This is a genomic window from Pseudoalteromonas sp. SWN29 (assembly GCF_015864465.1).
Taxonomy (GTDB): domain Bacteria; phylum Pseudomonadota; class Gammaproteobacteria; order Enterobacterales; family Alteromonadaceae; genus Pseudoalteromonas.
On the sequence record NZ_JADYXE010000007.1, the window covers coordinates 60,200 to 76,778 of the forward strand.

The following is a 16,579-nucleotide window of genomic DNA, read 5'->3' on the forward strand; positions in this document are numbered from 1 at the left end:
TATAATCACGCGTTAGAATACTATAAGTATTGGGTAACTTATTTGCGCATGAAGCGCTACCGAATACTTTCACGTCACCAAGAGGGCAATATTGTGCTACAAGATTATCGTAAACACGTAGAAGAGCGTGCCGCGTTAGGTATCGTACCAGCGCCATTAGATGCTCAGCAAACAGCTGATCTTATTGAATTAATAAAAACTCCACCGGCAGGTGAGGAAGAATTCATTTTAGATTTATTCATCCACCGTATACCAGCAGGTGTTGATGATGCAGCTTATATCAAAGCAGGCTTTTTAGCCGCTGTATCTAAAGGTGAAGCTAATTCTCCGCTTGTTTCTAAAGAAAAAGCGGCAGAATTATTAGGTACAATGTTGGGCGGTTACAATATCGCGCCAATGATTGACCTACTTGATGACGAAACACTTGCACCAATCGTAGTTAAAGGCCTTTCAAATACATTACTTATGTTTGATGCGTTCTACGATGTAGAAGAAAAAGCAAAAGCGGGTAACACATTCGCTAAGCAAATTATCGAGTCTTGGGCAAATGCAGAATGGTTTACTAATAAACCAGCTGTTGCTGAAAAGATCTCAGTTACTGTATTTAAAGTAACTGGCGAAACAAATACTGATGACTTGTCACCTGCACCAGATGCATGGTCTCGTCCAGATATCCCACTTCATGCTTTAGCAATGCTAAAAATTGAACGTGACGGTATTACACCTGATAAAGCGGGCGAAGTTGGTCCAATTACTCAGCTTGAAGAATTAAAAACGAAAGGTTTACCACTTGCTTACGTAGGTGATGTTGTGGGTACGGGTTCTTCTCGTAAGTCTGCAACTAACTCTGTACTTTGGTTTATGGGCGATGATATCCCGTTCGTACCAAACAAGCGTGTTGGCGGTGTATGTTTAGGTAATAAAATTGCTCCAATCTTCTTCAATACAATGGAAGATTCAGGCGCATTACCAATCGAATTAAATGTTGATGAGCTTAACATGGGTGAGCAAATCGACATTTATCCGTACGAAGGTGTTGTTAAGCAACATGGTACTGATAAAGTGATTTCTACTTTTGAGCTTAAATCTGATGTGATTTTAGATGAAGTTCGTGCTGGTGGTCGTATTCCACTAATTATCGGTCGTGGTTTAACTGATAAAGCGCGTACATCTCTTGGCTTAGGCGCAACTGATACATTTAAAGTACCAACAGCAACAGAAGTTTCTGATAAAGGCTTCACACTAGCGCAAAAAATGGTTGGTAAAGCATGTAACGTTGCAGGTATTCGTCCAGGTCAGTACTGTGAGCCTAAAATGACAACTGTTGGTTCGCAAGATACAACAGGTCCTATGACACGTGATGAACTTAAAGATCTAGCATGTTTAGGTTTCTCTGCAGATTTAACTATGCAGTCATTCTGTCATACATCAGCTTATCCTAAGCCTATCGATGTAAGCACTCACCATACGCTTCCTGATTTCATCATGAACCGTGGCGGTGTTTCACTTCGTCCAGGCGATGGTATTATTCACTCGTGGTTAAACCGTATGTTATTACCAGATACCGTAGGTACTGGTGGTGATTCACATACACGTTTTCCATTAGGTATTTCATTCCCAGCAGGTTCGGGTGCAGTAGCATTCGCAGCAGCAACGGGTGTTATGCCACTTGATATGCCAGAATCTATTTTGGTTCGTTTTAAAGGCGAAATGCAACCAGGTATCACGTTACGTGACCTTGTTCATGCAATCCCTTACTACGGTATCAAGCAAGGTTTATTAACAGTTGAGAAAAAAGGTAAAATTAACGAATTCTCTGGTCGCGTACTAGAAATTGAAGGCGTTGAGCACCTTACTGTTGAGCAAGCATTTGAATTATCAGATGCATCTGCAGAGCGTTCTGCTGCTGGTTGTACAGTTAAACTTTCTAAAGAGTCTATTTCTGAGTACCTTGAGTCTAACATTGTTATGCTTAAGTGGATGATCTCTGAAGGTTACGGCGATGTACGTACGATTGAACGTCGTATTACTGCAATGCAAGATTGGTTAGCTAACCCAGAACTAATGGAAGCTGACGCTGATGCAGAGTATAAGCATATCGTTGAAATTGATTTAGCTGAGATTAAAGAACCTGTTCTTTGTGCTCCAAATGACCCAGATGATGCGCGTCTTCTTTCTGATGTTGCTGGCGAGAAAATTGATGAAGTATTCATCGGTTCTTGTATGACTAACATTGGTCACTTCCGTGCTGCTGGTAAGTTGCTTGATGGCTTTAAAGGTCAACTTCCAACTCAACTTTGGGTTGCTCCACCTACTAAGATGGACAAAGACCAACTTACGGAAGAAGGTTACTACGGTATCTTTGGTCGTGTTGGCGCACGTATCGAAACTCCAGGTTGTTCACTGTGTATGGGTAACCAAGCACGTGTTGCAGATAAAGCGACTGTAGTATCTACTTCTACACGTAACTTCCCTAACCGTTTAGGTAATGGCGCTAATGTATTCTTAGCATCATCTGAGCTTGCTGCAGTAGCCGCTATTTTAGGTAGATTACCAACATCTGCTGAGTACCAAGAATATGCAGCGAAGATCAATGCAACGGCGTCAGATACATACCGTTACTTGAACTTCCACCGTATGCCTGCTTACACTAAAAAAGCAGACAACGTGATTATTCAACAAGCTGTATAATTTTTAGAGTTTGTTTAAAAACCCGCTTCGGCGGGTTTTTTATTGGCTAAAATAAATATTAGATAGTTAATGCTCTATTTTATGGTTTATTACATTGAATTTAGCTAATAATTAATTTAAATATAAATAATAAAGCAAAAATTCCTTTCTATATGCATTAAAATCCTCACCAATATTCTCATTATTTTAGGCGAGATTTTATGACAGCATTAAACAACCAGAATTTACTGCAACTACGTTTTGTTAACCAAGCAAATATTGATTTGGTTAAGCCTTCTTTTGATAACCTGCCTGCTAATCCTTATGCAGATGGTGCCTTTCGTAAACGTCGTTACTCAGTAGTTAAAATGCAAAATGGTGAAATAAAGTTACAACAAACCAAAGCATTTGTTCAAGACGATTCAATTAATACTTTTCAGGGTAATGTAGAGCGTACTTACGAAAACCTAGCGCAAAGTTTACTTGAGTCAGAAGGCATGAAAAGCATTGTGAATGAGTTTCGCCAACTTACCGGTATTGATGAAGAACGTGATATTGAAATCCATCAATTCCGTATGCTTGCCATTGATAGCGATACACCTGCAGCGCCAGAAGGCGTGCATCAAGATGGTTTTGACCATGTATGTATATGCGGTGTTTCTCACGAAAATTTAGAAGGCGGCGAGCTACTTGTATATGAAAACAAGCAAGCTGAACCGTGTTTTAAAATGGAAATAAAAGACGGCATGTTTGCATTAATAAATGACCGTCAAGTGTGGCATAACGCAACACCGATGAACAAAATTGATGCTAGCAAACCAGGTTACCTGGATTGCTTTGTATTAACGTCTTAAGGAATAAGCATGAATATAACGCAATTACGTGAGCAGTTTCCTGCATTGATGCAAAACGTTGATGGTAAATCGCCAATATTTTTAGACGGACCAGGTGGCTCGCAAGTACCAACATCGGTGCTTAATGCGATGACCGCTTATTTAGGTCATTATAATTCGAACCTAGGTGGCGCGTTTTTCTCAAGCGATAAAACCGTTGAGTTGATGGCGAATGCGCGCCAAGCCGCCGCTGATTTACTTAATGCGCCTAGCTCACAACAAATTGTGTTTGGTCCAAACATGACCAGCCTTACGTTTAGTTTTAGCCGTGCTATTTCACGTGACTGGCAGGCTGGCGATGAAATAATTGTAACCAATGCTGATCACTTCTCAAACGTGTCGTCGTGGCAACAAGCAGCTGAAGATAAAGGCGTTAAAGTTAACACCGCACTTATTAACGAAGCTGATTGTAGCTTAGACATGGCGCAATTTGAGAGCTTATTAAACAGCAATACTAAGCTTGTAGCGGTAACTTACGCTTCAAATACCACAGGTTCAATTAACAATATCAAACGTATAGTAGAGCTTGCTCACGCTGTAGGCGCACTTGTTTATGTTGATGCGGTACATTACGCACCACACGAGCTTGTTGACGTGCAAGCGCTTGATTGCGACTTTTTAGCCTGCTCTGCATATAAGTTTTTTGGCCCGCATTTAGGTATGGTTTATGGTAAAAAAGAGCATTTAGACGGGTTTACGCCTTATAAAGTTGAGCCAGCTAAAGACGTAGCACCAGGACGCTGGGAAACCGGCACACAAAGCTTTGAAGCTATGGCTGGTTTTATTGCGGCAGTTGATTACATTGCAGCAATTAGCGAACTTGACGACAGCCATTCACGCCGCGAAAAGCTAAGTATTGCCTTTGCTAAAACTAAACAGCACGAAATGGCCCTTAGTGAGCACTTTTTAACGCGTTTGGTAAATTATCCGCGTATTAAATTATTTGGTATTGATGACTTTGATCGCTTAAACGAGCGCACACCTACTTTTGCTTTAACGTTTGAAGGGCTTGAGCCACGTGAAGTGTCTGAATTTTTAGGTAAGCAGCATATTTGCGTGTGGGATGGTAATTTTTACGCACAAGGTTTGTGTAAACAATTAGGTGTGCTTGATAAAGGCGGTGTAGTGCGCATTGGTTGTATGCATTACAACACGATTGCTGAACTTGATAAGCTATTTGACTTATTTGATGAACTACTCGGTTAATCATGTAAGTTTTGGTGCGCTAACTCTTTGGCGCACCGTATATTTGTTCTGCGCGGTTAAACAGTACCCACGAGGTTAAAATATATTTATCGTTTGATACTGGCTTATTACCTCTATGAGTATGTGTAAAGTAGCCTGGGGCTATTACCATAGTGCCTTTTTTTGGGGCTATTTTACGATTTTGATAGTAAAACTCTGTTTCACCACCTTCTTCTACATCGTTTAAATAAAACATAAAGAGCAACACGCGATGCAACGCCTCGTTATGCTGTAACTGAGGGTAAACCTCACTGTGCCAGTAAGGATAGCCACCTTTATTTACTTCGTATTTTTGCGCCTGAATATTACCGAGTCTAAAAATTTGCTGAACTAGCAAAGGTAATTGCGGTTTGCCTACTTCTTCAAAATTCTCTTGGGTTAAATCGACTACGTCACCTGTTTTTGGGTGATAGACCTTTAAACCAAACGCCCCAATCAGCATAAAAATATGCTCCTCAACATACTTAAAAACATGCTGTGCAGTCGTTTGTTGTATGTGTTTTAATTGTTGTGCATATTCGGGGTGATTGTTTAGGTGTAGGTCGTGGCTGTCTTTTTTCTTTAAGTCGACACCGCCCGATGTCACTCCTTGTTTTACATGCGGGCTTTGCGCAAATATGGTAATAAATTGATCGCAAAATTCATCGCTTAATGCGTTATCAACAACGCGTATAAAGTCCGTCATGGTTTACCTTTATATAATTATTATTGGATTTTTATGTTTATTGAAAAAGTGATGCCGCGCTTTAGCGAAACAGATGCACTCGGACACATTAACAATACCGTACTCCCAGTATGGTTTGAAGTCGCACGTGGACCTATTTTTAAGTTTTTTACACCGGACTTAAATCCACACGATTGGAAATTGATTATCGCCAAAGTTGAAGTATCATTTGTCGGTGAATTATTTTACGGCCATGAGGTAACAGTTAAAACGTCTGTAGAGCACATAGGCACTAGCTCTTTTACGCTGAGACAAGAAGCGTGGCAACACGATAAATGCTGCGCAATAGGTAAGGCCATTATGGTGAGGTACGACTTTATTGCTAAATCAAAGCAAGCACTTAGCATTGACGAAAAAGCAGCGCTTAACGAGCATATTTACCAAAGCAGTTAACCTTACGAGGCTTATATTTTACATAAGCCCATACTGAGCTGAATTATTGTAAATATATGATGGCAACTGTAATTTTTTGTCGAGAATTTTTAACGTATTTAGATTGAGTTACAGGCTTCAATTATATACTATTTATATTATATATTGTTGCGCCGTTATAACAGGAAATGTTAATTCGGTAATTTGATTGGAGAATGCGTGTGACATCTATTGCCAATAACCAACCTTTACAAGTTATTCAGCTCAGTGATAGTCAAAATTTAACAGCTGAAATTTTGCCATTTGGCGCAATAATAAAAAGCATTAAATTTAAAAAACAAGAAATGACGCTTAGCGTCGATGACCCTCAATACTATCTTGAAAACCCATTTTACTTAGGTGCAACAGTAGGGCGATACGCTAATCGCATTGCAAAGGGGCGTTTTAACTTATCTGGTACGCAGTATCAATTAGAAGCAAATAATGGCCCTAATAGCCTGCACGGCGGTGTTAAAGGCTTTAATAAAGTACTTTGGCAAGTAACTAAACAAAGTGAAAGTGAAGTGGAGCTTTATTGTTGCTCACCCGATGGCGAACAAGGGTTCCCCGGTGAGTTGCAGGTTTGGCAAACGATTAGTGCTAAAAACGGCGAGCTTACTCTGAGCTTTAAAGCGATAACTAACAAAGAAACACTCGTTAATTTTACTAACCATTGTTATTTTAACCTTGATGGCAGCGAATCAATTAATGAACATTGTGTACAAATTAACACTAATCACTATCTTCCTATCGATAAAACCAGTATTCCACTCAATGAAGCCGCATTAGCTACAGGTACCTGCTTTGACTTTACTAAATCAGCTCAAATTGGTGAGGCATTAAGCGCCGCACATTCTCAGCTAGAAGCTGGCAATGGTTTTGATCACTGCTATATTTTTAATGATGACAGCAGTTTAAAAACGATGGCTACGTTAACTTCGCCACACACGAAGGTTAATTTAACACTTAAAAGTACGCAGCCAGGTATGCAGCTTTATACCGCTAACTTTGTAGGCGCGCCATTTAAAGCACGTCAAGCTTTGTGTTTTGAAGCGCAAAATTGGCCTGATGCGCCAAATCGTGAAAATTTTCCTAAAGCTAATTTATTACCGGGAGAGGATTACGAACAGGTTATTATTTACTCTTTTTCTGAGTGAATACAGCATTGCAATGTTAATTTAAAGAAAATTAAAAGCAAAAATACAGTGATTAAATGATGCTCATAATTAAGGAAAAGGTTGCACTTTTTATCGGTTTAAAGTATTTATAATATAAATAGTATTTGAAACTATATACACTACCACAACGACACAACGACTACACACAATCAGGAGTTTTTAAAAAATGATAATTAACAATAAGTTATCGTTCAACAAGAAAACCGCGATCAGTATTGCTATTACTGGCATATTGGCAAGCGGAAACGTTGCAGCTCAAGGCGCTGAAGGCAATACGCCTACAGTAGTAAATGAAGATGTTGAAGTTATCGCAGTAACGGGTATCCGCAGCAGTTTACGTTCATCAATGTTAGATAAAAAAGCATCTAATGTTGTTACAGACGGGATTAAAGCAGAAGATCTTGGTAAATTTCCTGATTTAAACGTAGCAGAATCTCTGCAACGTATTACAGGTGTAGCAATTGACCGTAGTGGTGGTGAAGGCCAAGCGGTAACTATTCGTGGCTTTGGTCCACAATTTAATACTGTACTTGTTAATGGTCGTCAAATTGCGACAGACAGTGCAGGTCGTGAATTTAATTTTGATGTATTAGCAGCAGACCAAATCACCGGTGCTGATATTTATAAAAGTAATACAGCAACACTTCAAGAAGGCGGCATTGGTGGTACGGTTAACGTAACTACAGCACGTCCTTTTGACTTTGGTGGTTTACATATTTTAGGTTCAGTTAAAGGTATGTACGAAAGCCTTTCTGAAGAAGTATCTCCATCAACATCATTCTTAATAAGTAATACGTTTAACGATGATAAGTTAGGTGTGCTTTTTGCCATCACTAATCAACAACGTAAACTTCAAAATAACCAAATTTTAACGGCAGGTTGGCGCGGCGGCCAAACAATCTCTAATCCAACAGATGGTGTATTGTTTGAAAATGCCTACATTCCGCGTAACTGGGACCAAGTAGTTGATGAGCAAGACCGTGAACGTACAAACGCAAGTTTAGTATTGCAATACGCACCATCTGACGATGTTACGATTACTGTTGATGGTATGATTTCAAAATTTGAAGTTGATTCAACAGTACGCGATTTAGCATCTTGGTTTGAACCAGACCGCGTAGGTAGCGCAACGATTGATCCAGAAACAGGTACTCTTTTAACTTTCTCTCAAGACGTTGGTTTAGGCGCACCAAGTGGTGACCCTGCAAGTGACTTTGTATCACATACACGTAACTCACGTGATGTAACTAATAAAGCATTTGGTATTAACGTTGATTGGCAAGTAAATGATTCATTAAAAGCAAAATTTGATGTATCTCGTTCAACAGCCGAAAATGACCGTGCAGGTACTGACCGCTTTAACGTTGTCGGTATTATTAATAGTTATACTTTTGACGGTACAGGCAGTATTCCTACTGTACAGCATGATGGCTTTGAAAATGGTTCATTGCCAGATCCAAGCCTTGCCCGCCTTCACTATAACGAAGTGGGTCTACAGTTTACTGATGAAGATGAAATTACTGAAGTAAAAGCTGATTTTGAATACGTGCCAGATAAGGGCCCTGTAGATCGCATTAACTTTGGTGCTTATCGTCAAGAGCGTGAAAAATCAAGCTTCCAAGTTTATGGTACCCAATGTCAGTTCTGTGGTTACGGTACTGAAGCACCACTTGATGCAATTGATTTTGAAGCTTACCAAGCAAGCAACTACTTCCCAGGCTTAATCGATACATTCTACACCTACGACGGTGATAAAATGCTTGATTACCTAGCCGATCAAGGTTTCCCAGTAGAGCCAACACTACAAAATAACCGTTACACAATTAACGAAGACATCACTAGCTTATACATGGACTTTACGCTTGGTTTTGACTTGGCTGATATGCCTGTAACTGTTAATTTAGGCGCACGTTACTCAGAAACTGATATTGAAGTAGCTGCAGTACAAAGCTTTATTAGTGATGTAGTGCCAACAACTGATGCAACATTATTTGCTAACGTATTTGGCCCAGCAACGAACATTGAACAGGGCACTAGCTACTCAAACTTACTACCATCTTTGAATGTTAAGTTAGAGCTGCAAGACAATATGATTTTACGTTTTGCAACGTACGACAGTATTACTCGTCCAACGATGTCTCAATTATCTCCTGCTACTACGTTTAACGAACCACGCCGTCAAAACTTAACAGCAAATGGTGGTAACCCTGCACTTAAGCCATTCCAGTCAGAAAACTGGGATATTTCTTACGAGTGGTACTACAACGACGCTAACTTATTTAGCTTTGCAGTATTTAGTAAAGAAGTCGATGACTTTATTGTTACGCTAACAGGTGAAGAAACATTTGAAATGGCTGACCGCTCAGGTCCTGGTTTTGCGTGTACCACTTGTACAGGGCAAGCAGATGATGAGCTTAATGGTAGCTCAGAAATATACACAGTAACTCGCCCTCAAAATGGTGAGTCAGCTAAAGTAACTGGCTACGAAGTAGGTGTGACGCACATATTTGAAAATGGCTTTGGTATTATAGCCAATGCGACTGTCGTAGATAGTGACATTAGCGTAGGTGCAGACACCACACAAACATTTGCACTTGAAGGTTTAGGCGATTCACAAAACTTAATATTATTTTATGAGCAAGATAACTGGCAAGCACGTGTTGCATTTAACAACCGTGAAGGTTTTTTACGCTTAGTTGATAATGGTTTTAACGGTGAACCAGTGAACGTAGAAACTTACGGTCAGTGGGATATTAGTGCAAGCTACGATATTAACGAAAACTTCACTATTTTTGCTGAAGGCATCAACATCACTGAAGAAGAGTTAGTACAAACGGGTCGTTTTGCTAACCAAATCTATTCGGTTGAAGATAATGGTTCACGTTACGCGTTTGGTATTCGCGGATCGTTTTAATTAATGCTTGAGGCGAATTTCTCGCCTCTTGTTTCATTGCAGCACTTTGGTGCTAATACCAATTAGGTTGATTTAGCAGTAATGTATGTTAGTTAACCTAATTGGCTAAAATGAAACCACATTAAATCAAAATGCCCTAACGGGCATTTGTTGTATAAAACGTTATCAAAAATACTCAAAGAGTAGTCCATTATGAATAAAGCAATAAAAACAGTAGCGGTAGTTGGCGGTGGTACAGCAGGATGGCTGAGCGCTGCAATTATAGCTTCGTATCACCAAGGTCAAAATGGTGACGGCTTAAAAGTGATATTGGTTGAATCGTCAGACATTCCAACAATTGGCGTAGGTGAAGGTACCTGGCCCACTATGAAAAACACGCTTCAGCAAATTGGTTTACGTGAAGTTGACGTGTTTAAAGCCTGTAATGCCACTTTTAAACAAGGTGGGAAGTTTGTAAATTGGACTCATGGCAATAATGACTTTTACTACCATCCATTTACTGTACCGCTAGGCTACGGCCGTATAGATTTAGCCCCTTATTTAGATAATGTTGAAGACTTTGCACAGCAAACAAATTTTCAACATGATATTTGCGAAGAAAATTTAGCCCCAAGAGGTATAGCGCAAGGTGAATATCAAGGTAATTGTAATTACGCTTATCACTTAGATGCCGGCGCTTTTGCCGAAATGCTTAAACAGCATTGTAAAAGTAAGCTTGGCGTAGAGCATATTATTGGTACTGTTGATCAGGTAAAGCTTGATGACGATGGTGCAATAAATACGCTGACATTAAAAGATCAAACTCGCACCATAAATGCCGACTTATACATAGACTGTACTGGTTTTTCATCATTGTTATTAGGCCAAGCGCTCAACGTACCGTTTAAAAAAATGGACCACGTGCTATTTAACGACAGCGCACTGGCTATGCAAGTTCCTTACGATGAAAACGATGAGTCTTTGGCGAGCCACACCATAGCAACAGCGCAAAACGCTGGATGGATTTGGGATATTGGTTTAACGCACCGCCGAGGTGTAGGGCATGTTTATTCAAGCAAATTTTTATCAGACGATGAAGCAGAGCAAAACCTAAGAGACTATTTAGGCGATTCAGCAAACGGTTTAACTGCCCGTAAAATCAACTTTGAATCAGGATACCGTGAGAAGTTTTGGCATAAAAACTGTGTTGCCATTGGTATGTCGGCAGGGTTTGTAGAGCCGCTTGAAGCTACCGCCATTATGCTTGTTGAAATTTCAGCACGCTTTGTTGCTGAACATATGCCAGCAGATACCCAAGTAATGCCTATTGTAGCTAAGCGCTTTAATGAGCAGATGGATTATCGTTGGCAGCGTATTATCGACTTTTTAAAACTACATTACATGCTAACCAAGCGCCCAGAACCTTACTGGCAAGCGCATGTACAGCCTGATACTATTCCAGAAACCCTGCAAGAAGACTTACTTCTTTGGGGAAGCCGTGGCCCGCTTATTCAAGATTTTCATGGCGCATTAGAGTTATTTCCAGCCGCCAGCTATCAGTATGTTTTGTACGGTATGGGCTTTAAGCCTGACTTTACTAAACAAGCGTATTTGTATTCACAAGACGCGCAAGCTAAACAAATAATAGAACGTAACAGCCAGCTTACACAGCAGATGTTGCAAACTTTACCACCGCACCGTGCTTTTATAGAGCAGTGGTTAGCAGCTAACCCAGTTTAAGGATGTGTAACTATGGCTATTAGTGAACTAGTAAACACCAAACACCAAACATTAAAAATTAACCACAATGCCGCTGTTGAATACGCAAAAACACAGCATTTAGTTAATTTAAGAGCAAATGAAATAGCAAAAGCAGCCTGCGATTTACCTGTTTTTTTAGCACGTAACGCACAAAATGGCAGCTATACCGTATCAGCGTTAACAAGCTTTAGTGCTGGGCAAAGTCTATTGGTAAATAACAACCAATGGCAGGCACTTTACACACCGGTATGCATGCAAACCCAGCCACTTTACTTAATGACTCGAGAAGCAAATAGTAGCGACTATTTTATCGCGATTGATGAGCAAAGCTTAGCTGTAAACACCGAGCAGGGTGAGTCACTATTTGATGCTAAAGGTAACCCAAGTTTATTTTTAAGTGCGCAGCAAAAGTTGTTAGAAAGCGATTTAAAAAATGATTACCAAACGTATCAATTTACCCAAGAAGTTGCGCGTTTAGGACTCATTAAAAACATAGATATTGTATTGCAGTTTGAACAAGGCGAAACCCAAACCATTCAAGGTTTGAGCACCGTTGATGAAGACAAACTGCAAACATTAGATAGCAATACCATTGCAGAACTACAAAAGCAGGGTTACTTAAGTGTGCTTAACAGCATGCTCATTTCACTGTTTCAGTTAAATGCATTGGTAAAGCTGCACAACCAACGTCCCGAACTTATGCCTTTAAAGCAGATTAAGTTAGAACTAAGTCGAGATGCGCACGCGCTGTAGCGTGCATTTTTTATTACCCAGACATTGCGCATAACGCGCAGGAGACACACACATGTCAGATAACATTTTACAGCTGGTGGTTTTTGTTTTTGTCACCGCTTTAATTGGTGGCCTTACTTATTGGAAATGCCGAGGCCAAAATCGTAATAACGGACAAAGCCAAACCAAAGAGTATTTTTTAGCGGGCGGTGGCCTTACTTGGATGTTTGTTGCAGGTTCAATCACATTAACTAATTTAAGTACTGACCAACTTGTAGGTATGAATGGTAACCAAATGGCTTTGCTTGTTTGGTGGGAGCTTGCAGCGATTATTGGCTTAATTATTTTAGCTAAAGTATTCATCCCTGTTTATTACAAATACAACTGTACAACCACCACAGAGCTTTTAGAAAAGCGCTATAACAACAAGCATATTCGCGCTGTTATTGGTGGGTTGTTCTTTTTAGGTAATGCACTTATTTATATGCCAGCGGTAATCTACTCTGGTGCGTTGTTTATGCAAACCATGTTTAAAGTTGATATTCCACTAATGTATATCGCGACAGCTTTTGCCATTATTGGTGCTGTTTATGCGTTTTTTGGTGGCCTGCGGGCAGTTGCAGTATCGGATACCTACAACGGTATACTTGTACTCGGTATGGCTGTTTTAGTGGTGTTTTTAGCACTTAATGCAATTGATTATGACTTTACGGGTATTCCGGAAGAACGTTTAACATTAATTGGCGATGCTGATTCACCTATTCCTTGGCCAACACTTTTAACCGGTATGATCTTCATTCAAATGTATTACTGGGGTACTAACCAAACAATTACGCAGCGAGCAATGGCTGCGCCTAATGTTAAAGAAGCGCAAAAAGGTATATTTGCAGCTGCGGGTATTCGCTTTTTAATCGTCCCTGCAATTGTGGTATTACCGGGTATTATTTCGTTTAAACTTTATGGTGATATTGGCGACGCTGCTTATGGTCGAATTGTGGGTGATGTAATGCCAGCATGGTTAACCGGTGTATTTGCAGCGGCAATGGCAGCAGCAGTACTATCTACTTACAACAGCTTACTAAACTCAGCAACCGCATTGTATGTGTGTGACATTCACGAAGCTTACTTTAATAAAGAGCCAAGTGTTGTGAAATTAAGTGGTTACGTAACATTGCTACTCACAAGCTTAACACTGGTACTTGTACCAATTTACCAGCAAGCAGATAGCATTATTAACTTACTTCAGCAATTAAATGGCTTATTAAGTATGCCTATATTCTCTATTTTTGTAGTGGGCTTATTATTTAAAAATGTTGATGCACGTGCAGGTATTGCAGCAGTAATTTTAGGTGTTGTAATGTACGGCATGCTTACATTTGCAAACTCACCACTACATACTGACATTCATTACATTCACTTAATGCCAATTACACTGATTGTATGTGTGGCTTTTGCATTGATAGTAAATAAAGTGGTATTTGGTTTGAATGCACAGTGGGCAGGTAAAACACCGGCACTTGATGACGCAGGCCAAGTACAAGTACAAAAATAGATTATAAATAGTTTAAGCTGACAAAATCGGTCATGAGGCAACTCTGGCCGATTTTTTTATATGTATAAGAAATTAGTAGCAGCACTTTAAAGTTAAGGTTAGTTTATAGCTTTTTGCTACAGTGGTACTTCCAGTGAGTTTATCTAACTATTTGCGATGTAAAGACTATCAAAACCTAATTTATATGATATATACTATTATTGTTGAATGTCACCGTCTGATAGATTGTGCCTTAAACAGCGAGAGATACATTAATACTTAGTATCACTAAGTTACTTTCGTTATATTTATAACTCACACAATGAACAAGAGGATAGGAAAATCATGGCCGACACTAAATCATTTTATCGATTAGACAGTGTAAACAGCACCGTTATTTTCGACTGCCAGAGCAAAACACCGGTGTTACTGTACTTTGGTAAACGCCTATCTGAGCAAACAACAGAAACAATGCTAACTCAGCTTGCTACGCGTCAAGAAGTAAAATGTGCCGTGGTTGAAGAAGCGCCTATTTCTCTATCTCCTTTATTAGGCGAGGGCTTTACTGGTGCGCCAGGGCTTGAGCTAGTAAATGATTCAATCGCATGGTCAGTAGGGCCAGAGCTTCAAGAAGTACGTGAGCCTTCAGCTGCAACACTTGAATTTGTAAGTGTAGATAAACTTCGTGGTATTGAAGTAGTACACAGCATCACGCTTGATAAAAACACTGACGTATTGAGCGCGCATACCGTATTAACTAATTTAGGCGATTCGCCATTAAGTGTTAACTTTTGCGCGGCGCCAACATTCCAGCTGCCAGATAGCGTAAGTAAAATAGTAAGTTTTGAAGGTCGTTGGTCAAACGAATTCCAACGTCAATCAGTTGATTTAGTCTTAGGCAGCTTTGTACGTGAAAACCGTAAAGGCAAAACATCACACGATGTATTCCCAGGCTTATTAGTGCATAACGAAAATGCAGGCGAGCAACACGGCGAATGTTACGGCTTTCATTTAGGTTGGAGTGGTAATAATAAACTACGCGCAGAGCTTTTAGCTGAAGGTCGTCGTTATGTACAGATGGGTGAGTTATTACTCCCTGGTGAGCTTACGCTTGCTAAAGGTCAAACATATCAAAGCCCGAGCATTTATGGCTCGTTTTCGAGTGAAGGTTTTAGTGCGCTTTCTCGTAATTTTCATCGTTTTGTTAAAGCTAATTTACTTAGCCAAGCACAGCGTGAAAAAACGCGTCCTGTGCATTACAACACATGGGAAGGTATTTACTTCGATCACGATGTAGATACGCTTAAGCAACTAGCCGACAAAGTAGCGCCGTTAGGCATTGAACGTTTTGTACTTGATGATGGTTGGTTTAAAGGTCGTCGAGGCGACAACGCAGGCTTAGGCGATTGGACTGTAGATTACAAAATTTACCCAGATGGATTATCGCCAGTAATCGACCATGTAAACAGTTTAGGCATGGAGTTTGGTATTTGGTTTGAACCAGAAATGGTAAACCCAGATAGCGATTTATACCGTGCTCACCCTGATTGGATATTAGGCTCAGAAAATAACGATCAACTAAGCTTTAGAAACCAGCTTGTCCTTGATTTAACTCGCACAGAAGTTGTTGAGTACCTATATAAAGCCATTGACGATATTTTAGTTGAATACCCAACTATTAAGTACATTAAATGGGATATGAACCGCGATATTAACCATGCGGGTAATTTTGATGGCAAGCCTGCTGTGCATCAGCAAACATTAGCACTTTATCGTTTAATTGACCGTATAAAAGCAGCGCATCCTGGGCTTGAAATAGAAAGCTGTTCGTCAGGTGGTGCACGTGTAGATTACGGCGTACTTGCACACACCGACCGTGTATGGACGTCAGATTCAAACGATGCGCTTGATCGTCTTGAAATACAACGTGGGTGTTCGTTCTTTTTCCCATCGTCGGTAATGGGGGCACATGTAGGCCCGCGTGATTGTCATATCACAGGGCGTAACGTAAGTATTGAAATGCGTGCTGCGGTATCAATGTTTGGTCATATGGGAATCGAAATGGACCCACGTGAGCTGACCGATCACGAGTACAGCGCACTTAAAGCAGCTATTGCCTTGCATAAAGAGCATCGTGACTTTATTCATAGCGCCGATTTGTACCGCCTTGATAGCGACGATTTATCAATTAATTTTGGTTTAATCGACGAGCAAAAATCAAAAGCGTTATTTGCTTATAACAGCGTGCGCGAAACACCGCGTACAGCGCCTAATAAGCTTCGTTTTGTTGGCCTTGATGCCGATGCGCAGTACACACTTAATTTAGTGTGGCCGGTTAAATTTGAAGAGTATCGTCCGTCTTCTATTGCTGCGGTAAATGGTCAAACATTTACAGGTGAAGCGCTAATGCAGTTTGGTTTACAAATGCCAATTTCATTCCCACAAACATCGCTTATATTTGAGCTTAACAAAGCTTAAATTTAACTAAGAGCAGTAAAGGGTGCTAATCGCTTTTTTCTGCTTAGCTAAGCTCAGTTTAGA

At 40.1% G+C, this 16,579-nt stretch carries 11 protein-coding genes; 10 read left to right on the top strand and 1 reads right to left on the bottom strand.

Annotated features, from left to right (window positions below; all coding sequences use genetic code 11):
- Positions 1-93 precede the first annotated feature (93 nt).
- The 3 genes from acnB to I6F53_RS04165 all read left to right on the top strand — a co-directional run bounded on the left by acnB (position 94) and on the right by I6F53_RS04165 (position 4,769).
- Positions 94-2,691, top strand: coding sequence for a bifunctional aconitate hydratase 2/2-methylisocitrate dehydratase (acnB, locus tag I6F53_RS04155; protein WP_165728347.1), 2,598 nt, complete (start codon positions 94-96; stop codon positions 2,689-2,691).
- A gap of 200 nt (positions 2,692-2,891) precedes the next feature.
- Positions 2,892-3,524: a 2OG-Fe dioxygenase family protein gene (locus I6F53_RS04160; protein WP_165728319.1), complete on the top strand. Its 633-nt coding sequence runs from the start codon at positions 2,892-2,894 to the stop codon at positions 3,522-3,524.
- 9 nt (positions 3,525-3,533) lie between these two features.
- Positions 3,534-4,769: a cysteine desulfurase-like protein gene (locus I6F53_RS04165; protein ID WP_165728318.1), complete on the top strand. Its 1,236-nt coding sequence runs from the start codon at positions 3,534-3,536 to the stop codon at positions 4,767-4,769.
- Between the two features lie 19 nt (positions 4,770-4,788).
- Here I6F53_RS04165 and I6F53_RS04170 read toward each other — a convergent pair whose 3' ends face one another.
- Positions 4,789-5,493, bottom strand: coding sequence for a 2OG-Fe(II) oxygenase (locus tag I6F53_RS04170; RefSeq protein WP_197119395.1), 705 nt, complete (start codon positions 5,491-5,493; stop codon positions 4,789-4,791).
- Between the two features lie 33 nt (positions 5,494-5,526).
- Between I6F53_RS04170 and I6F53_RS04175 the strand changes: the two genes are divergently transcribed.
- From I6F53_RS04175 to I6F53_RS04205, 7 genes are all read left to right on the top strand, one after another.
- Positions 5,527-5,925 carry an acyl-CoA thioesterase gene (locus I6F53_RS04175; protein ID WP_165728316.1) on the top strand — a complete coding sequence of 133 codons (399 nt, stop codon included), beginning with the start codon at positions 5,527-5,529 and terminating at the stop codon, positions 5,923-5,925.
- Positions 5,926-6,125: 200 nt separating this feature from the next.
- The gene (locus tag I6F53_RS04180; RefSeq protein ID WP_197238593.1) at positions 6,126-7,100 is read left to right on the top strand and encodes an aldose epimerase family protein; all 975 of its coding nucleotides are present in this window, start codon (positions 6,126-6,128) and stop codon (positions 7,098-7,100) included.
- A gap of 187 nt (positions 7,101-7,287) precedes the next feature.
- Positions 7,288-10,035 carry a TonB-dependent receptor gene (locus I6F53_RS04185; protein WP_165728314.1) on the top strand — a complete coding sequence of 916 codons (2,748 nt, stop codon included), beginning with the start codon at positions 7,288-7,290 and terminating at the stop codon, positions 10,033-10,035.
- Between the two features lie 192 nt (positions 10,036-10,227).
- Positions 10,228-11,754 (top strand): tryptophan halogenase family protein, encoded by a 1,527-nt coding sequence (locus I6F53_RS04190; protein ID WP_197238594.1) that lies wholly within the window; start codon positions 10,228-10,230, stop codon positions 11,752-11,754.
- 12 nt (positions 11,755-11,766) lie between these two features.
- A complete protein-coding gene (locus tag I6F53_RS04195; RefSeq protein ID WP_197238595.1) occupies positions 11,767-12,528 on the top strand; it encodes a SapC family protein in 762 nt (253 codons plus the stop codon).
- Between the two features lie 52 nt (positions 12,529-12,580).
- Positions 12,581-14,059 carry an SLC5 family protein gene (locus I6F53_RS04200; protein ID WP_024607662.1) on the top strand — a complete coding sequence of 493 codons (1,479 nt, stop codon included), beginning with the start codon at positions 12,581-12,583 and terminating at the stop codon, positions 14,057-14,059.
- Between the two features lie 324 nt (positions 14,060-14,383).
- The gene (locus I6F53_RS04205; protein WP_197238597.1) at positions 14,384-16,516 is read left to right on the top strand and encodes an alpha-galactosidase; all 2,133 of its coding nucleotides are present in this window, start codon (positions 14,384-14,386) and stop codon (positions 16,514-16,516) included.
- The last annotated feature ends 63 nt before the right edge of the window (positions 16,517-16,579 follow it).